The organism is Pseudomonas kairouanensis (assembly GCF_004682055.1).
GTDB classification, from domain to species: domain Bacteria; phylum Pseudomonadota; class Gammaproteobacteria; order Pseudomonadales; family Pseudomonadaceae; genus Aquipseudomonas; species Aquipseudomonas kairouanensis.
The window spans coordinates 37,761-55,711 of record NZ_QUZU01000012.1 but is presented as its reverse complement, the minus strand read 5'-3'; the positions used below and the strand labels follow the sequence as shown (position 1 = coordinate 55,711).

Annotated in this window: 20 protein-coding genes; 8 read left to right on the top strand and 12 right to left on the bottom strand. The window is 60.0% G+C overall.

Going from position 1 to position 17,951, the window contains the following annotated elements; genetic code table 11:
- Positions 1-87: 87 nt before the first annotated feature.
- The 7 genes from DYL59_RS12290 to DYL59_RS12260 form a co-directional block, all read right to left on the bottom strand.
- A complete protein-coding gene (locus DYL59_RS12290) occupies positions 88-1,437 on the bottom strand; it encodes a CoA transferase (RefSeq protein WP_135289420.1) in 1,350 nt (449 codons plus the stop codon).
- A 40-nt stretch (positions 1,438-1,477) separates the two neighbouring features.
- Complete coding sequence (locus DYL59_RS12285) at positions 1,478-2,821, bottom strand: sensor histidine kinase (RefSeq protein WP_135289419.1); 1,344 nt, start codon at positions 2,819-2,821, stop codon at positions 1,478-1,480.
- A gap of 70 nt (positions 2,822-2,891) precedes the next feature.
- A complete protein-coding gene (locus DYL59_RS12280) occupies positions 2,892-3,356 on the bottom strand; it encodes an LTXXQ domain protein (protein WP_135289418.1) in 465 nt (154 codons plus the stop codon).
- Positions 3,357-3,605: 249 nt separating this feature from the next.
- A complete protein-coding gene (locus DYL59_RS12275; protein WP_135289417.1) occupies positions 3,606-4,283 on the bottom strand; it encodes a response regulator transcription factor in 678 nt (225 codons plus the stop codon).
- Between the two features lie 7 nt (positions 4,284-4,290).
- Positions 4,291-4,698, bottom strand: a complete 408-nt coding sequence (locus DYL59_RS12270) for an SH3 domain-containing protein (protein ID WP_135289416.1) — start codon at positions 4,696-4,698, stop codon at positions 4,291-4,293.
- A gap of 107 nt (positions 4,699-4,805) precedes the next feature.
- The gene (locus DYL59_RS12265) at positions 4,806-5,105 is read right to left on the bottom strand and encodes a YciI family protein (protein ID WP_135289415.1); all 300 of its coding nucleotides are present in this window, start codon (positions 5,103-5,105) and stop codon (positions 4,806-4,808) included.
- Position 5,106: 1 nt separating this feature from the next.
- A complete protein-coding gene (locus DYL59_RS12260) occupies positions 5,107-5,703 on the bottom strand; it encodes a septation protein A (protein WP_135289414.1) in 597 nt (198 codons plus the stop codon).
- An 87-nt stretch (positions 5,704-5,790) separates the two neighbouring features.
- Between DYL59_RS12260 and DYL59_RS12255 the strand changes: the two genes are divergently transcribed.
- The 6 genes from DYL59_RS12255 to DYL59_RS12225 all read left to right on the top strand — a co-directional run bounded on the left by DYL59_RS12255 (position 5,791) and on the right by DYL59_RS12225 (position 12,567).
- Positions 5,791-6,654 (top strand): PHP domain-containing protein, encoded by an 864-nt coding sequence (locus tag DYL59_RS12255; RefSeq protein ID WP_135289413.1) that lies wholly within the window; start codon positions 5,791-5,793, stop codon positions 6,652-6,654.
- Between the two features lie 13 nt (positions 6,655-6,667).
- Positions 6,668-7,297 carry an L-threonylcarbamoyladenylate synthase gene (locus DYL59_RS12250; protein ID WP_135289497.1) on the top strand — a complete coding sequence of 210 codons (630 nt, stop codon included), beginning with the start codon at positions 6,668-6,670 and terminating at the stop codon, positions 7,295-7,297.
- Between the two features lie 120 nt (positions 7,298-7,417).
- Positions 7,418-8,116, top strand: a complete 699-nt coding sequence (locus DYL59_RS12245) for a segregation and condensation protein A (RefSeq protein WP_177053511.1) — start codon at positions 7,418-7,420, stop codon at positions 8,114-8,116.
- 12 nt (positions 8,117-8,128) lie between these two features.
- Positions 8,129-9,046, top strand: a complete 918-nt coding sequence (gene scpB / locus DYL59_RS12240; protein WP_135289411.1) for an SMC-Scp complex subunit ScpB — start codon at positions 8,129-8,131, stop codon at positions 9,044-9,046.
- A 305-nt stretch (positions 9,047-9,351) separates the two neighbouring features.
- On the top strand, positions 9,352-10,563 hold the full coding sequence (rluB, locus tag DYL59_RS12230; protein WP_010208149.1) for a 23S rRNA pseudouridine(2605) synthase RluB: 1,212 nt from the start codon (positions 9,352-9,354) through the stop codon (positions 10,561-10,563).
- A gap of 582 nt (positions 10,564-11,145) precedes the next feature.
- On the top strand, positions 11,146-12,567 hold the full coding sequence (locus DYL59_RS12225; protein ID WP_135289410.1) for an amino acid permease: 1,422 nt from the start codon (positions 11,146-11,148) through the stop codon (positions 12,565-12,567).
- A 59-nt stretch (positions 12,568-12,626) separates the two neighbouring features.
- Here DYL59_RS12225 and DYL59_RS12220 read toward each other — a convergent pair whose 3' ends face one another.
- Together DYL59_RS12220 and DYL59_RS12215 are read right to left on the bottom strand one after the other, a co-directional pair.
- Positions 12,627-13,253 (bottom strand): RloB family protein, encoded by a 627-nt coding sequence (locus DYL59_RS12220; protein WP_135289409.1) that lies wholly within the window; start codon positions 13,251-13,253, stop codon positions 12,627-12,629.
- Positions 13,254-13,255: 2 nt separating this feature from the next.
- Positions 13,256-14,512, bottom strand: a complete 1,257-nt coding sequence (locus DYL59_RS12215) for an AAA family ATPase (protein ID WP_135289408.1) — start codon at positions 14,510-14,512, stop codon at positions 13,256-13,258.
- A gap of 133 nt (positions 14,513-14,645) precedes the next feature.
- Between DYL59_RS12215 and DYL59_RS12210 the strand changes: the two genes are divergently transcribed.
- Entirely contained in the window at positions 14,646-15,329 is a 684-nt protein-coding gene (locus tag DYL59_RS12210; protein WP_135289407.1) for a pentapeptide repeat-containing protein, read from the top strand.
- A 12-nt stretch (positions 15,330-15,341) separates the two neighbouring features.
- On the top strand, positions 15,342-15,755 hold the full coding sequence (arfB, locus tag DYL59_RS12205; RefSeq protein WP_135289406.1) for an alternative ribosome rescue aminoacyl-tRNA hydrolase ArfB: 414 nt from the start codon (positions 15,342-15,344) through the stop codon (positions 15,753-15,755).
- Here arfB and DYL59_RS12200 read toward each other — a convergent pair.
- From DYL59_RS12200 to DYL59_RS12195, 3 genes are all read right to left on the bottom strand, one after another.
- Positions 15,752-16,948: an MFS transporter gene (locus DYL59_RS12200; RefSeq protein ID WP_135289405.1), complete on the bottom strand. Its 1,197-nt coding sequence runs from the start codon at positions 16,946-16,948 to the stop codon at positions 15,752-15,754. The two genes, arfB and DYL59_RS12200, sit on opposite strands and share 4 nt — an antisense overlap.
- A 104-nt stretch (positions 16,949-17,052) precedes the next feature.
- Positions 17,053-17,223 carry a hypothetical protein gene (locus DYL59_RS31370; protein WP_167496676.1) on the bottom strand — a complete coding sequence of 57 codons (171 nt, stop codon included), beginning with the start codon at positions 17,221-17,223 and terminating at the stop codon, positions 17,053-17,055.
- A gap of 348 nt (positions 17,224-17,571) precedes the next feature.
- Positions 17,572-17,883 (bottom strand): Mpo1-like protein, encoded by a 312-nt coding sequence (locus tag DYL59_RS12195; RefSeq protein WP_135289404.1) that lies wholly within the window; start codon positions 17,881-17,883, stop codon positions 17,572-17,574.
- Positions 17,884-17,951: the final 68 nt, after the last annotated feature.

Sequence of the window (17,951 nt, the reverse complement as noted above, 5' to 3'; positions counted from 1 at the left end):
CACCGCCGCTCCCACATTCGACCGCATTCCAATGGATGTACTCGGTCAACTGTGGGAGCGGGCTTGCTCGCGAATACGGACTGAAGGTCACCACTGAGCCCGATGTGAACCCAATTCCCCAGCCGCCAAACCCCACTGCAACGGTGTGCCGCTGATGCTCAACGGTGGCAATAATCGGTGGGCGGGGCCCCAACTGGTCTGCTCCACTACCAAGCCTTGATCACCGGGTTCTTCGGCCCTCAGCGGCGGTTGTTCGGCGACCTGCCCGGCCTCCACCAACAACGCCGCCGTGCGCGCCAACGACAACCGCGCCGAACCCCCGCGACCGGTTTTCAACCGCTCACTCAACGCCTGAATCGCACTGGCCGCCATCAAATATCCGGTGGCGTGATCCAGCGCCTGCAACGGCAGCGGCACTGGTTTGTCCGCCTTTTTCCAGGCCATGCCCGCGTCGGCAATGCCGCTGCTCATCTGCACCAGGCTGTCGAAGCCTCGGCGATTGCGCCACGGGCCACTCCAGCCATAGGCGCTGAGGCTCACATCGATCAGGCCGGGGGCGAGGGTTTGCAGTTTGCTGGGGGTGTAGCCCAAGTGTTCAAGGGCGTCGGCGCGGTAGCCGTGGAACAGGATATCGGCACTTTTGAGTAAATTTTCGAATACCTGGCGGCCTTCGGGGCTTTTCAGGTTGAGGCGGGCGCAGCGTTTGCCCAGGGTCATTTCCGGCACCACGCCGGGTTCGTTCCAGGTGGGGGCGTCGATGCGCAGCACATCGGCGCCCAGGCCCGCAAGAAAGCGGCTGGCCACGGGGCCCGCCAGTACGCGGGTGAGGTCCAGCACCTTGATGCCAGCCAGTGGCCGCGCCACCGAGCCGAGCCAGGGTGTGTCGGTGGTGGTTTCAACGGTGTGGCGTTGCACCAGCGCTTCGGCATTCACCGCCAACCCTTGAGGGTGGGCTTGCCAGGCCTGCCACGAGCGCATCTGCGCGGCGCAACCGCCTGCATCGACAATCGCCTGCTCCAGTTCGGCGGCGTTCCACTTGGCGACGTTGCTGGCCATTTCGCCACGGTCGGCGACCTTGCCCAGCACGCGTTCGGCAGCCGCCCGGTGATGGGGGGCGTTGGTGTGCAGACGAATCCAGCCATCGGCGCTGGCGTAGTCGCCGGCCACCGGGTCCCACAGCGGCGGCATTTGCCAGCCCACTGGGCGGATCGAAGAGGAAAACCAGAAGGCGGCGAGGCGTCGGTCCACGCTGACGCTGGGCAGGCGCCCGGTCTGTTGCGCGATCAACTGGGCCACCGCCTGGCCGGCGGCGCCGACGCTGGCGCTGGCCAGTTCGGTGACGGCGAAGGCTGAGGGCAGGGCGCCGGCTTCGGTTGTGGTGAGCGGAGTGTGCGGTAAATCGAGTGCGGCTTGGATGGGTGTCAGCAGGTCAGTCATCAAAGGCCCTCCGTAAGAGAAGGGCCACTATAAGAGATCGTCAGGCCGGTGTGACAACCCCCGGTTCCAACGGCAGGTCGATGCTGGCGATAAAACCGCCCTCGGGGTGATTGGCCAGGATCAGGCTGCCACCATGGCGTTCGGCAGCGCGCCGGGCAATCGCCAGGCCCAGGCCGTGGCCCTGGGCCGTCTGGCCGGGCGCGCGGTAGAACGGCTCGCCCAATTGGCCCAGGTGCTCGGCTTCAACGCCGGGGCCGTGGTCGCGTACGCTGATCAGGATGCGATCACCCACCCGTTGCGCCTGCAGTTCAATGGGTGGCCCCGGTGGGTTGAAGCGCTGGGCATTGCGCAGCAGGTTATCCACCGCACGCTCGATCATGGTCGGCCAGCCCTTGAGGTGCAGATCGGTTTGAGCGCTCAGTTGCACCTTTTGCTCCGGTGCACCGAGCAGGGCGTCTTTTTGCAAGGTCTTGAGCAGTGGGTTGAGGTCGATGTCTTCGGCGCTGGCGTTGTCGGCATCGACCCGGGCCAGGACCAGGATTTCACTGATCAAGGCTTCCAGGCGGTCGCACTCACGGGTCAGGCGCGGCCAGAGTTTTTCCCGCTCTTGGGGGCTGGCGCGTTCGGCCAGGGCCAGGGCGATGCGCAGGCGGGCCAGCGGGGAGCGCAGCTCGTGGGACACATCGCGCAGCAATTGGCGCTGGCTGCCGATCAGGCTTTGCAAGCGCGCGCCCATGCGGTTGAAGTCGGTGGCGAGTACGCCAAACTCATCACGCCGGTTGGCCAGTTGCGCCAGGCTGTTCTGCTGGTAGGTGGCCTGGCCCAGGTCATGCACCGCACCGCGCAGGCGGCTGAGGGGGCGGGTGATGGACAAGGTCACCAACAGGCTGAACAGGGTCAGCACCACCAGGGCAATGGCCAGCGCGCTCAGGGGCCAGAGCAGGCTGTTGCGGTGCCAGGCGTCGAGTTCCGGGTGTGGGATGCGGTAGATCAGCAGGTAGGTGTCGCCGGTTTTTTCGCTGGTGTATTCAGCGGTGAGGCGCCGCCAGGGCAGGCGGCCGTCCGGGCTGTCATTCTGGCGCGCTTCGAAGGCGGCGGCGCGGCGGGGGAAAGTGCCGCGCACCACCGGCTCGCCGCTTTCGTTGAGCACTTGCACGTCGATGTGGTATTGGCGCTTGCGCTGTTGCAGCAGGTCCTGGGCCGCCTCCTCACCCTGGGTTTCGTAGAGTTGGGTCCACTCTTCGGCCAGGTTGTTGAGGCCGGGGTGACGGCTGAGAATCCAGGCGTCTTGATTGAGCATATGCCCAAGCAGAATCGACAACCCGGCAACCAACGCGATAGCCAGCCAAAAGCTGGCCAGGATCCGCCAGAACAATGAACGCACAGTAAACCCTCAAAACAGGAAAAGCCCAGTGGCGCGAGGCCACTGGGCTGGGAGCGTTAACGCGTGGGCATTATTGCGCTTTTTGCGGCTGTTGCGCTTTCCAGGCCTGGAATTCCTTCCACTCGGCGCGGCGCTGCTCTTGCTTCTTGACGATCTCGTCGAATTTCTTCTGCTGGTCAGGCTTCAATACCGCACGGATATCGGCCTGGGTTTTCTGCTTGCCGGCGGCGATTTCGTCCTGCATGGCTTTCTGGTCAGCGGCTGGCAGCTTGTCCAGGTACTTCTTGGTCAGGTCCTTGCGAGCGTGCCATTGGTCGCCCATCAGTTTGCCGATTTGCTGGCGTTGTTCGCGGCTCAGGTCCAGTTGGCTGAAAGGGCCGCCCTTGCCACGCGGACCGTGTTCACCACCGTGGCCCGGGCCACCCATCATGTGACCTTCCGGGCCGCCCATCGGGCCTTGGCCTTCTGGCATGGCTGCCATGGCAACGGTTGGCAGGGCAGCGGCGAACATCAAAGCGATAAGGGTCTTGCGCATGGTGATTCTCCTGTCTCTATTCCGGTGAGTCCGGATGTGAGTAGATTACGCAGAAGAAGGTCAGCGGCAGTCAGGGGAGCGTAAAGCTTGGGTAAAGACGGTTTTGATCGAGGCTGACAAAAGCCTTGAGGCCCAATCGATCAAATGTGGGAGCGGGCTTGCTCGCGAATGCGGCGTGTCAGTCGATGGATATGCAGCTGGTCCACCGCGTTCGCGAGCAAGCCCGCTCCCACATGGATCGGTGGTGGCTTAGAGGCTGTAGTAGTAACCACGGCTGCGCAACGCGACGATACGTGGCCGACCATCGGGGTGCGGGCCGATCTTTTTGCGCAGGTTGCTGACGTGCATGTCGAGGCTGCGGTCGTATAGGGTCAGCTTGCGACCCAGGGCGATCTGCGCCAGTTCCTGTTTATCCAGAGGCTCGCCAGGTTGGCGCAGCAAGGCTTCCAGCAGGCGGCTTTCGGAAACGGTCAGGGTGAACTCCTGTTCATCGATGCTGACCACCCCGCGCTGCGGGCTGAAGCACAAATCACCCAGCTCAAGCTGTGTCGACACTGCCGCCGGATGGCTGCGGCGCAACACGGCGCGCAGGCGGGCGGTCAGCTCCCGTGGGTCGCAGGGCTTGGCCAGGTAGTCGTCAGCGCCCAGTTCCAGGCCGAGGATACGGTCCAGTGGTTCGCCACGGGCCGACAGCATCAGCACTGGCAGCTCCGGGTGGTCGTTGCGCAGTTGCTTGAGCAGCTCCAGGCCACTGCCGTCGGGCAGCATCACGTCGAGCACCACGGCGGCGGGTGCACTGTCGGCCAGGGCTTTGCGCGCGCTCAAGCCGTCATGGCAGGCGCGCACCTGGAAACCTTCCTGGCTCAACCAACTGGTCAGCAGCTCGCAGAGCTCCTGGTCATCATCTATCAGTAACAGCTCGCTCATGACTCACTCAATTTAGCCATTGTCGACGGCGACGGTGCCCACCGCTGGCGAAGATCCCGCACAGCAAGGCGATCAGTGCGACGGCGCCGCCGGTGACAAACCATTGTTGTTGCTCGGTCAGCCAGCGGGTCAAGGCACCGCCCTGCGTTTCTTTGAGTTGCTGGGCCAGGCGTTGGTTCTCTTGGCGAAGGCGACTCAATTGGGCGCTTTCGCGGCTGGCCTCTGCGCTGTGCAGTTGTTTGCTCAGTTCTTCGCGCTGGCGTTCGCTTTCTTTCAAACGTTGCTGCAATTCTGTGATCTGGCTACCCGCACTCAACGACAGGGGCGTGGAATTGCCGGTGTTCGGGGTTTCTTCAGCGTGGGCCGTAGCCCCGATCGTTAACACTGCCAACAGACACAACTGACGTAAGCGCATCGGAACTCCTGATTCCACACGAATATTCAGATCGTTGTCGGCAGGTTACCGAGAATAATGAGCAATTAGGAGTGTGCCGAACGTAATAGGTTCGACACATCCCAGGGTCAGGGCAGGACTTGCTTGAACGGCTTGATCACGACATCGGCGTAGACGCCGGCCGCTACATACGGATCAGCCTTGGCCCAGGCTTGGGCATCGGCCAGGGAGGCGAACTCGGCGACGATCAGGCTACCGGTGAAACCGGCATCGCCCGGGTCATTGCTCTCCACGGCCGGGAGCGGGCCCGCCAGGACGATACGGCCTTCGGCTTGCAGTTGCTTGAGACGCTCGACGTGGGCCGGGCGCACGCTGAGGCGTTTTTCCAGGGAATTGGCAACGTCGGTGGCATAAATGGCGTAGAGCATGTCAGTCCTCGGTTTTTGGCGTGGTAGGGTCAGTGTCATGCAGGTGGCGCGACAGGTAGATACCCTGGCCGACCAGGAACAATACGGTCATGCCCAGGCTGCCGAACACCTTGAAGTCGACCCAGTAGCTCTGGAACGTGAACGCCACGAACAGGTTGGCGGCGCCGCAGAAGATGAAAAAGATGATCCAGGCCACGTTCAGGCGGGTCCAGACCGGCTCTGGCAGGGTAAGCGCATGGCCCATGATCCGCTTGATCAGCAGGCGGTCGCCGATGAAGTGGCTGCCGATGAACGCCAGGGCGAACAGCCAGTTCACCACCGGGGCCTTCCACTTGAGGAAGGTTTCGCTGTGGAAGGCCAGGGTGAGGCTGCCGAAGACCAGGCACGCGACCAGGGTCAGCCATTGGCTTTTTTCCAGTTTGCGCTGGGAGATGAAGATGGCGCCGTAGACCACCACGGAGCTGATGATAAGCACGGCGGTGGCGCTGTAGATGCCCCCGAACGTCAGCTCATGACCTGCTACATCGATGACCCTGGGGTCGAGTTTATAAACGATGAAAAACAGCAACAGCGGGATGAAGTCGATGAATTGTTTCACAGTAAGAGCCAGAAGCCGGATGTGGCGGCATAATAACAAACATCCTTGGTAGCGAAAGCGCCAGCTGACTTGAGGTTACACACTCCCGTGAATGTTGATTTGCACTGCCACAGCACGGCCTCCGACGGCGCCCTGGCGCCCGCGGTACTGGTTGCGCGTGCGTTTGAAAAAGGCGTGCGAGTCCTGGCGTTGACCGACCACGACACCCTCGAAGGCCTCGATGAAGCCCGCACAGCGGCCCAGGCCCTTGGCATGCAGCTGGTCAACGGTGTGGAATTGTCCTGCACCTGGGGCGGCGCCACCATCCATGTGCTTGGCTACGGTTTCGATCAAACCGCTGCACCGCTGGTGGCGGCCATCGCGGCGTTGCATGACGGCCGCTGGCTGCGCTCTGAAGAAATCAGCCGCAAGCTCAGCCTCAAGGGCATGCCCAACGCCCTCGACGGGGCCCGCGCCATTCAGCAGGAACTGGGCGACAGCGGCAACGCCCCGGCCCGGCCGCACTTTGCCGATTGGATGGTGCGTGAAGGTTTCGTCAAGGATCGCGCCGAAGCCTTCCGCAAATGGCTGGGCGCCGGTAAGTTGGGCGATGTGAAGCAACACTGGCCGACCCTGGAAGACACCGTCGAGACCCTGCGGGCCTCCGGGGCCTGGGTCAGCTTGGCCCACCCCTGGCATTACGATTTCACCCGCAGCAAGCGTCGCAAGCTGATCAGCGACTATATTGGAGCGGGAGGCCACGCAATCGAAGTGGTCAACGGGCACCAGCCCGCCGAACAGGTCGGCAGCCTGGCGATTCTTGCCCGCGAATTTGGTCTGCTGGTCAGCGCCGGCAGTGATTTTCATGGTCCAGGTGGGTGGTCCGAAATCGGCGAATATCGCCAGGTACCTGAAGACCTGCCGCTTTTATCAGGGCGATTCAAGCATGACCCCATTACTGCCACCGTCTGAACAGGTAGAACACGTGAGTCAATTCTTCCAGATTCATCCGGAGAACCCCCAGGCACGCCTGATCAAACAGGCCGTGGAGATTATTCGCGCCGGTGGCGTGGTGATCTACCCAACGGATTCGTCCTACGCCATTGGCTGCCAGATCGGCGACAAGGGAGCGGTGGAGCGTGTAAGACGCCTGCGGGAACTGGACAAGAACCACAACTTCGCCCTGATTTGCAGCGACCTGTCCCAACTGGGGCTGTTCGCCAAGGTCGACACCGGCACCTTCCGCCTGCTCAAGGCCCACACGCCGGGGCCGTATACCTTTATTCTCAACGCCACCCGCGAAGTGCCGCGCCTGTTGCTGCACCCCAAGAAACGCACCATTGGCCTGCGCGTGCCGGAACATCCCATCGCATTGGCGTTGTTGGCCGAGCTGGGTGAGCCGCTGATGAGTGTGTCGCTGATTTTGCCCGGTGAAACCGAGCCGCTCTACGACCCCTATGAAATGCGTCAACTCCTGGAAAAACAGGTCGACCTGATCATTGATGGCGGCTACGGCGGCAACAAAGCCTCCACCGTGATCAACCTGGCCGACGGCGAGCCTGAAGTCATCCGCGTGGGTTGCGGTGACCCGGCCCCGTTCATGGTCGAGGCCTGAATGTCTGCCGTGGAAACCGTCGACAGCCAGGCCGGCGCCCAGCAAGAACTGCCCTTTGCCATGGTGTACGGCCAGGCCGTACTGGAAATGCCCCTGGACTTGTACATCCCGCCGGATGCGCTGGAGGTGTTCCTTGAGGCGTTCGAAGGCCCGCTGGACTTGCTGCTGTACCTGATCCGCAAGCAAAACATCAACATCCTCGACATTCCGGTGGCGGAAATCACCCGCCAGTACATGGGCTACGTGGAGCTGATGCAGTCGGTTCGCCTTGAATTGGCCGCCGAGTACCTGGTGATGGCCGCCATGCTCGCCGAGATCAAGTCACGCATGCTGCTGCCGCGCTCGGAAACGGTTGAAGCCGAAGAGGACGACCCCCGCGCCGAACTGATCCGCCGCCTGCAGGAATACGAACGCTTCAAGGCTGCCGCCGAAGGCATCGACGGCTTGAGCCGCGTGGGGCGTGATGTGGTGGTACCCAAGCTCGATGCCCCTGAGGCCCGTGCGCGCAAGTTGCTGCCGGACGTGAGCCTGGAAGAATTGCTGATGTCCATGGCCGAGGTGCTGCGCCGTGGCGATATGTTTGAAAGCCACCAGGTCAGCCGCGAGGCGCTGTCTACCCGCGAGCGCATGAGCGATGTGCTGGAGCGCCTCAAGGGCGGCGGCTTTGTGCCGTTTGTCGAGCTGTTCACCAAAGAAGAGGGGCGCCTTGGGGTGGTGGTGACCTTTATGGCAATCCTTGAACTGGTCAAGGAGTCCTTGGTCGAGCTGGTCCAGAATGAGCCTTTTGCGGCTATCCATGTGCGGGCGCGAGCCGAATAAAGAGCTGAATCGATGAATCTGACTGAACCTCGCGAACTGGCGCCGCTGCTGGAGGCCTTTCTCCTGGCTTCGGGCAAGCCTCAATCCCTGGAGCGCCTGTTTGAACTCTTTGAAGAAGCCGAGCGCCCTGAGCCGCCGGTGTTCAAGAAGGCCTTGGAGATTTTGCGCAAGTCCTGCGACGGCCGCGCCTTTGAACTGCGGGAAGTGGCGTCGGGTTATCGCCTGCAGATCCGTGAGAAGTTTTCCCCGTGGGTGGGCCGTCTGTGGGAAGAGCGCCCACAGCGTTATTCACGGGCGATGCTGGAAACCATGGCGCTGATTGCCTATCGCCAACCGATCACCCGGGGTGAAATCGAAGACGTGCGCGGCGTGGCGGTCAACAGCCATATCGTCAAGACGCTGCTGGAGCGCGAGTGGATCCGCATCGTCGGCTACCGCGACGTGCCTGGCAAACCGGCGATGTTCGCCACCACCAAGGTGTTCCTCGACCACTTCAACCTGAAAAACCTCGACGATTTGCCGCCGCTGGCGGAACTGCGCGAGATGGAAGCCGAGCCGGTGCTCGACTTCGACGATGCGCCGGTGCCAGCAGGTTTGCAGGAACTCGCCGATGCCAGTGCCGAGCCGGAGGAGCCGAAGGACGAAACCAGCTTCCACACGTTGTTGCTGGAATTGGATGACATGGAGCAGGGCATCAAGACCGATTTTGATGATTTGCTGCGTGATGGTGCTGCCGAACCGGAGCAAACCCAGGAAAACACTGAGCCTGAGCCCGAACCTGAGGAAGACATCCTTGGCGTGGCCGAAGCCCGCGAAAAACTCCTGGCTGCCGTCGCCGCGCTAGAACAGCCTGCCCTGAGCGACGAAGAAGCCGAAGCCCGCGCATTGGCTGAGGCCATCGAAGCTGAACGCCGCGAATTCGAAGACTGACCAAATCCCACAAACACTGCTGAACCCCCCTGTGGGAGCGGGCTTGCTCGCGAAAGCGGAGTGTCAGTCACCGGAGATGGCGACTGATCCACCGCATTCGCGAGCAAGCCCGCTCCCACATTTTGATGTGTGTTGCTGCCGGTCGGCGGAAAAACCAATGACTGCACCTTTATCAACTACTCTCTGATGCGCAACGCGCGCCATGCGCGTATGATTCGCGACCCTTCGCCGACCTCTTCGGCCAAGACCCCGCTTTCAACACTCTTCAGGCCACGCCTGAATCGACCCACCGGGAGGTGCTTAAGATGAACGACAAAGACCAGAACGACAGCCAGGAAATCGGCCCAGCAGGCGAAAAACTGCAAAAGGTGCTGGCGCGTATCGGCGTGGGCTCGCGCCGCGACGTCGAAGCCTGGATCACCCAGAAGCGCATCAAGGTCAACGGCGTCGAGGCTACCCTCGGCCAGCGCGTCGACCTGCACGATGCAATCACCATTGATGGCAAGGTCATCAAGCGTGAAGAGGCCGCCGAATCGGTGCGCCGCGTGATCATGTACAACAAGCCCGATGGCGAGATCTGCACCCGTGACGACCCAGAAGGCCGTCCGACCGTGTTCGACAAGATGCCCAAGCCCAAAGAAGGCCGCTGGATCAACATCGGTCGCCTGGACATCAACACCACCGGCTTGCTGATGTTCACCACCGACGGTGAGCTGGCCAACCGCCTGATGCACCCTTCGTACGAGATGGACCGTGAATACGCGGTACGTGTGCGTGGCGAAGTCGATGACGAAATGATCGAGCGCCTCAAGGCCGGCGTAGTGCTGGAAGACGGCCCGGCCAAGTTCACCGACATCAAACAGGCACCAGGCGGCGAAGGTTTCAACCACTGGTACCACTGCGTGGTGATGGAAGGTCGCAACCGTGAAGTACGTCGCTTGTGGGAGTCCCAGGGCCTGGTGGTCAGCCGTCTGAAGCGCGTGCGTTTCGGCCCGGTGTTCCTCAACTCCGACCTGCCGATGGGCCGCTGGCGTGAAATGAGCCAGTACGAAGTCGACATCCTCAGTGCCGAAGTCGGCCTGACGCCGGTCGCGATGCCGCAGATGAACGCCAAGAGCAAAGACAAGCTTGAGCGTATGCAGCGTAAATCGTCCCGCCCTGTGGCGCGTACCGAGCGGGTTGCCCGCACCCTGCGCCCGGCGCTGAATGCACCGGCAACTGGCGGTCGTATCTCCCGCGAGCCGCAGATCGAAGGCGAGCGCCGCCCAACCGCGCCGTCCCGTCAGGAAGGCGAACGTGCTCCACGCGCGCCACGTCCGGCCCCGGCCGGTGGTCGCAGCAACCGTGGTGAGGCCGACCGCCCGGCTGACAACGCCAGCACCAAGCGTCCAGCCAAGCCAGCGGCCAACAAACGCCCTGGCCCGAAACTGGTCGCGGACGAGCCGTCGGGCAAGCGCCGTGGCGCCCCGGCCGGTTCGGGTCAGCGTCCGGGTTTTGGTCGCAAGAAGCCGCAGTGATTTGTTAAGCGCTGCCTAAAAACGCCAACCTTCGGGTTGGCGTTTTTTTTTGCATTGGAATACGGTCAAAAAATGTGGGAGCGGGCTTGCTCGCGAATGCGGTGTGTCAGTCACCGATATTTCAACTGACCCACCGCATTCGCGAGCAAGCCCGCTCCCACAGTGGATCTCCAGTGTCTGTAAAGCCAATATTCCAGGCTGTAATGAAAAGTTTACGAATGCGTGGCGTGTTTATTGATGTGGGGAAGGCTGTAAGGATTACCTGACAGTTTCATCCCGCGACGACAACGCTCGGCCTTAAGCTTTCCAGCGTGTACAATCCGCCGCGTTTTACTGTGACCCCCCTTGCGTACCCACGCAAAAGGCCAAGACCCAGGGTTTACCTTCCCTGATCACTCCGCCTGGCCACGAGCCTGGCGGGTTCGATTTCGTCACAGATAAAAACAAACAGGTGACGCATGACCCTTAGAAACACGCTGTACTCCTGGTGCCTGCGCTGGGGTTTGAGCGGCGCTGCTTGAGTCTTGATTCGAGCTAGCCACATGCATTCAACATCATCAAACCTTGCGTGAGACCCCTTTCATGAGTGGACCCCAATCCCCTTCAGGCGAGCTGAAACGCGGCCTGAAAAATCGTCATATCCAGTTGATCGCCCTCGGTGGCGCCATCGGTACCGGCCTGTTCCTGGGCTCGGCCGGGGTGCTCAAGTCCGCCGGCCCGTCGATGATCCTGGGTTACGCCATCTGCGGCTTTATCGCCTTCATGATCATGCGCCAGCTTGGCGAAATGATCGTCGAAGAGCCGGTCGCCGGTTCCTTCAGCCACTTTGCCCACAAGTACTGGGGCGGGTTCGCTGGCTTCCTGTCGGGCTGGAACTGCTGGATCCTGTACATCCTGGTGGGCATGTCGGAGCTGACGGCCGTCGGCAAGTACGTGCACTACTGGTGGCCGGAGATCCCGACCTGGGTCTCGGCAGCCGCGTTCTTCGTGCTGATCAACCTGATCAACCTGGCCAACGTCAAAGTGTTCGGCGAGGCCGAGTTCTGGTTTGCCATCATCAAGGTGGTGGCCATCGTCGGCATGATCGCTTTGGGCAGCTACCTGCTGGTCAGCGGCAGCGGCGGCCCGCAAGCCTCGGTGAGCAACCTGTGGGAGCACGGCGGCTTCTTCCCCCACGGCGTGGGCGGCTTGGTGATGGCCATGGCGATCATCATGTTCTCCTTCGGCGGCCTGGAAATGCTCGGTTTTACCGCAGCTGAAGCGGATCAACCGCGCACCGTGATCCCCAAGGCGATCAACCAGGTGATCTACCGCATCCTGATCTTCTACATCGGCGCCCTGGTGGTGCTGCTGTCGTTGACGCCATGGGACAGCCTGCTGGCCACCCTCAACGCTTCCGGCGATGCCTACAGCGGCAGCCCGTTCGTGCAGGTGTTCTCCATGCTGGGCAGCAACACCGCCGCGCACATCCTCAACTTTGTGGTGCTCACCGCCGCGCTGTCGGTGTACAACAGCGGCACCTACTGCAACAGCCGCATGCTGCTGGGCATGGCTGAGCAGGGCGATGCGCCCAAGGCGCTGGCCAAGATCGACAAGCGCGGCGTGCCGGTACGCTCCATCCTCGCTTCGGCCGCTATCACGCTGGTGGCGGTGCTGATGAACTACCTGATCCCGCAACACGCGCTGGAGCTGCTGATGTCCCTGGTGGTGGCCACGCTGGTGATCAACTGGGCAATGATCAGCTTCTCCCACTTCAAATTCCGCCAGCACATGAACCGCACCGGCCAGGTGCCGTTGTTCAAGGCGCTGTGGTACCCCTACGGCAACTATGTGTGCCTGGCGTTCGTGGTGTTTATCTTGGTGATCATGCTGATGATCCCGGGTATCCAGGTGTCGGTGTACGCGATCCCGGTATGGGTGGCGTTCATGGCGGTGTGTTATTGGGTCAAGAACAAGCGCAGGGCACAGCAGGTGTCTGGCGTGGCTGCTTCGGTAGCCGAGTGAGCTAGCTTGCGTTGAACGACAAACCCGACCTTAAGTCGGGTTTGTTTTTTGTCAGGGACCTACAGCTTTGCGGGCTTTGAGATGGCTTCGAATTCATCCATCAGCAGATGAATCTCGGTGCTGGGGTTTCTATCGTTACTCTTGATTGCATCTTGCAAGCTTCTCGGTGCATGCTTTCGTGCGTTTTCGAACCGCTCGCCAGCGAGCATTTTGAAATAACCCTTCAAACCCGACTTGGCGTAGTCCGCCATGCCAGGTTTGGTTCGCAGATCTGCTCCAACGAGATCGCCCGCCGAGTGTTTGCCTGATCGCGAGTAAGGTTTGCGGGTGTAGCCGAAATGCAGCAGTAGCCAATATTCGAAGCAGGGGTACGAGGCAATGATGGTTATTTTGTCGTGTGCTTTGGAGAGTCGGATGGCTTCATCAAATGACTCATGCGTGTCTCGGTCGATGGCGCAGAAGACTTTGTCGAATTTCTTTTGACGCTCAATCGCGTACTCGACAATGCCTTTTGGGTGGGTGACGCCGCAGTGCATTATTTCGATTTTTGCATGGGATCGAAAATGAACGGCGGCGTCCTCCAGATAAACCTTGCTGGATTGCAGGTCTTCGCAAATGACGAGTACGGTTGCTTGTTGCTGAAACCGAGGTTCCCTTCTCCTGAATGAGTCAGCTGTGCGAGCCATGGTTAGCTCCTGCTGAGGATCGGCAAACCGCGATAGCGACCTTCGTAGTAGCGCTTTTCGACGTCCTCACTGTCTCTCCCTTTAAAGTCATGGATGGAAAACATTTGGGTTGCGCCGTTGGTGTCACGTTCGGTGACCCAGAATTGGTCTCTTCTAAGGAGCTTCGTGTTCATTAGGTGGGTGTCGTGAGTTGTAAAAATTAGTTGCGTATTTTTATTTCCGGCAAGATGCTCTTTAATTAGGCTTTCAACGATTTTAGGGTGCAAGCTGCTGTCTAGTTCGTCGATAACGACAACGCTACCTTTGGATGACATATTCAAATTCATCCATGGCAACCAAAACCCAATCAAATTTTGTGTCCCTCCCGATTCCTCGCTGAAGTCGAATTCGACATCACCCAATGCAGTGGTATGAGTCAGCTTCGTATTGGACTCTTTTCCCACAAACATCAAATAGTCATTAAATTCGGTGTGAGGCCCTTTCTTATAGTCAAACTCGGTCTTTTTCTCAAAACGGATATCGGTAATAGGGACGTCTAAGCGTTGCATGAAACTTTGCAGGGAATCCTTGGCGCCAGGGGTTTGCATGACCATCGACCTCGATGCCAATGACCAAGAATTCATACCGTCTTGACCTATACAGAGGTTTGAACTTTCCAACCATTGATAAGGGCTTTTTAGTTGTTGCAATTCCTCGCTACTGTTCAGCACTGCTTGAGCCAAAAATAGGCTTTGAGGGGCTGTAAGTCGCTTCCAAGCTTCATGAACCATACCGCCGCCTTCCAGTGCTTCTCCGAAGACATAGGATTCGCCGGTGTCGGGGCTGAATTTTCTAGAGAAAAGTAGGCTTTCCTTTCCCTTCGGATAGCAGCTAAGCGTTTCCTCAAATATCCTCTCTGAAGTCGCAGCGATCACGTATTGGAAACGAAGATTGTCTTCAATGAAGTGCGCTTCGAAAAGGCTAGGTTTAGCAGCCAATTCTGAGTCAAATCTAAATGGCATAACAGGAATCGAGTAATTCGCGCCCGGGGATCGGCGTAGCAACGCAGGGATTACATCGAATGCTTTTACAAGATTTGACTTGCCTGATGCATTCGGCCCATAAATCGCCGCCACCTTCAAAAGCTTCGGAAAACTCTCACCCTCCAATTCAGGATCAAACACATTTTGCTTCTTTCCCAGTCTAGGTGAAGCGACCATCGACAAGGTCTGCTTCTCGCGAAAGGAACGGAAATTACTGACAGAAAATTCGATTAGCATGCAGAAAACCCGCAATTGATGACACTGATAGACGGACAATATAGCTAAATATGAAAGCAGCTGCATTTTTTCTGCACTTCGTATTGTTGGAGGTTAAACTGCTTGCCCGACTCAGCAACCCACGGTAGTCCCCATGCACCACACCGACATCGACGGCGGCACCCTCCAACGCGATGAGCTGGAAGACCTGATCGCCCAGCACAACGGCCCGTTACGCTTGATCGGCGTGGACCTCAGCGGTGCCGATTTGTCGCGCATGGCCCTGGACCACTGGGTCTTCGAACGCTGCATCCTCATCCAAACCTCCTTCCTCGGCTCGCGCCTGGAGGGCACCCAGTGGAAAAGCTGCCGCGCCAGCCACGCCATCTTCGAAGCGGCCAACCTGCTGGAGGCGCATTTCCACAGTTGCGACCTGAACAACACCCGTTGGCAGCGCAGCAAGCTGTCCCAGGCGGGTTTCGAGCACTGTAAATTAACGGGTGCCAACTTCACCCATTGCGCGTCGCTGGGCCTGAGTTTCAGCGAAACCCGCTTGAACAGTGCGTTTCTGTCCGGGTTGTCGTTTGCCCGCACCGTGCTTACCAACCTGGATTTTTCCGACAGCGATTTGTCGGACGCGGACTTTCGCAAAGCCGAGTTGATCGACTGTAGCCTGGCCCACGCCCGTATCAACGGTGCCAATTTCGCCGGCGCGGACCTTCGGGGTGCGGATTTGAGCGGGTTTCGCCTCAATGATGCCAAACTGTTCAAAGGCGCCGTGATTTCCAAAGCCCAGGCGTCGATGTTGTTGTCCGAGTTGGGCTTGTCCGTTGCTTAAGGTTTTTGATTGATGCTGGAAATTTCCAACAATGTGCACCTGCCGGATGCCGAGATCGAGTTGACCGCCATTCGCGCCCAGGGCGCCGGTGGGCAGAACGTCAACAAGGTGTCGAGTGCGGTGCACCTGCGTTTTGATATTCCGGCGTCGTCGTTGCCGGAGTTCTACAAGGAGCGGCTGCTGGCCCTGCGGGATAGCCGTATCACCAGCGAAGGCGTGCTGGTGCTCAAGGCCCAGCAATACCGGACCCAGGAGCAGAACCGCGCGGATGCGTTGGAGCGTCTGGTGGAGTTGATCCAGAGCGCCACCAAGGTAGAGAAGAAGCGCCGCCCGACCAAACCGACGCTGGGCTCGAAAAAGCGTCGGCTCGAATCCAAGACCAAGCGCGGCAACATCAAGGCCGGGCGCGGCAAGGTGGACTTCTAGTCGCCGCGCGCTTCGCGGGCCTTGGGGGCCTGACGGTACAGGTACACGCTCAGCAACAACCCACCGAGGGCGGCGAGGGCGGCGAACAGAAAGATCGAGGCAAACCCGAACCCTGATGCCACCGCCCCGGCCAATGGCCCGGTGATGCCCAGCGACAGGTCGATAAACAGCGAATAAGCCCCCACCGCCGCGCCTCGGCTGGACGCGGGCACCAGGTTGACCGCTTCCACACCCAGCGCCGGGAACACCAGGGAAAAGCCAAATCCGCTCAATGCCGCGCCTGCCAGGGCCAGGTTGGCATCTGGCGCCAGCCACAGCAGTAGCAGGCCGAGAATCTCCACCGACAAGCAGGCGATCGCAACGCGAAAGCCGCCGATACGGTTGATCAGGTTGCCAAACAGCAGGCGCGCACCGATAAAGCTGGCGCCGAACAGGCTCAGGGCCCACACCGCGTTTTCCCAATGCTGGGTGGTGTAATACAAGGTGATGAAGGTCGCGATGGTGCCAAAGCCGATGGAGCCCAGCGCCAACGCACAGCCATGGGGCAGGACGCGGCCCAGCACATTCATGAACGGCAGTCGCACACCCGCCACAATCGGCGCCGCGACTTTATTCCAGGCCAGAAGCAGGCCCACGACCGCCAGCAGGATGATGCTGACGCCCATGCTCCACAGCCCGAAATTCCTCACCAGCAACACGCCCAGCGGCGCGCCGACGGCCAGTGCGCCATAGCTGGCGATGCCATTCCAGGAAATCACCTTGGCAGTATTTTCCGCACCTACCCGGCCAATGCCCCAGCCGATGGCACCCGAGCCCACCAGGCTTTCTGCACTGCCCAGCACCAGGCGGCCAATCAGCAGGCTCACAAGGCTCACCGCCGGCAGGCTGGAAAACCATGCCGCCAGCAGCATGAACACGCCGCTCAGGCCGCAGCCCGCCAGGCCGATCAACACTGCGCGCTTACTGCCCAGGTTATCGATGATTTTGCCGGCATAGGGGCGGCTCAGCAGGGTGGCCAGGTATTGCACGCTGATCACCAGCCCCGCAACGACCGCGCCGTAGCCCAGCTCACTGTGGACATAGCCCGGCAACACGGCCAGGGGAATGCCGATATTCAGGTAGCCAATAAAGGTGAACAACACGATGGAAACAACTTGCAGCGTGACCGCTAGGGGGCGCTGGGTATCTGGCATGGGAGAGGTCCACTGTCGCAGCAGGTAAAGATAGGCTGCTAATGATACCGGCGCTTTGGCCGGGCAGGGCGGCTAATACTCAAAAAGCGTAGCTCAGAAACGCATCAGGAGTGCGCAGGGTTCAGCAATTGCGTGGTGACCAGCGCGGCCAGGGCGTTTTCCTGGGTGCCGAAGCGCTTGAGCAGCAGGGCTTGCTTGTCTGCGCTGAGGCGGTTCCATACCTCGACCATCTGCAGGGCAGCGTCGAGAACGGCGGAGTCTGGGGTGTCGGTCATGGTGGGTCTCGTTTCATTCAGGCAGTGTGGAAAGCGCTCAAAGCTGCGCTTTCCACACGGTCTGGTACGGCGTCAGTCCTGGCTTTCGCTGTCGACTGGTTTTGCTTCTTTGGCCTCAGGCTGTTTGTCGCTGGCCTGCTGCGGTGTTGGCTGCTCTGTAGGGTGCAGGCTTGGGAAGGGGAGATTAGGTATCTCGTGCATCGTCGTCGCTCCTCGCAAGGTCTGTTTTTTCAATCGCAGGTGATTCCGCGCTCTCAAAAAGCCTTGGCAGGATACAGCACTGCAAATGACAAAAAGATTTTTATCTCGACGGATGTAGGAACTTTCATCGTTAAAACGGTCGTTTGGCTAGAACGGCACCTTGCCCAGGATCATGTCGCGGTACATCACAAAATCGCCCAAAAGGCTGTAGAACGGGTGCTTGAAGGTGGCTGGGCGGTTCTTTTCGAAGAAGAAGTGGCCCACCCAGGCAAAACTGTAACCGGCTATCGGCACGGCCAACAGCAAGCCCAGCGAACCCCGACCAACGGCATAGGCCAGGATGCCGATCACCAGCGTGGTGCCGACAAAATGCAGGCGCCGACAGGTGCTGTCGGCGTGTTCACGCAGGTAATACGGGTAAAACTCGGCGAAGCTGTTGAATTGTCTGACGTTTTCCACGGTGGCCGGCCCTTTGATTGTTTTGCCGCCCTACAGATGTTCGGCGGGGAGCTTATTTGAGTCTAGAG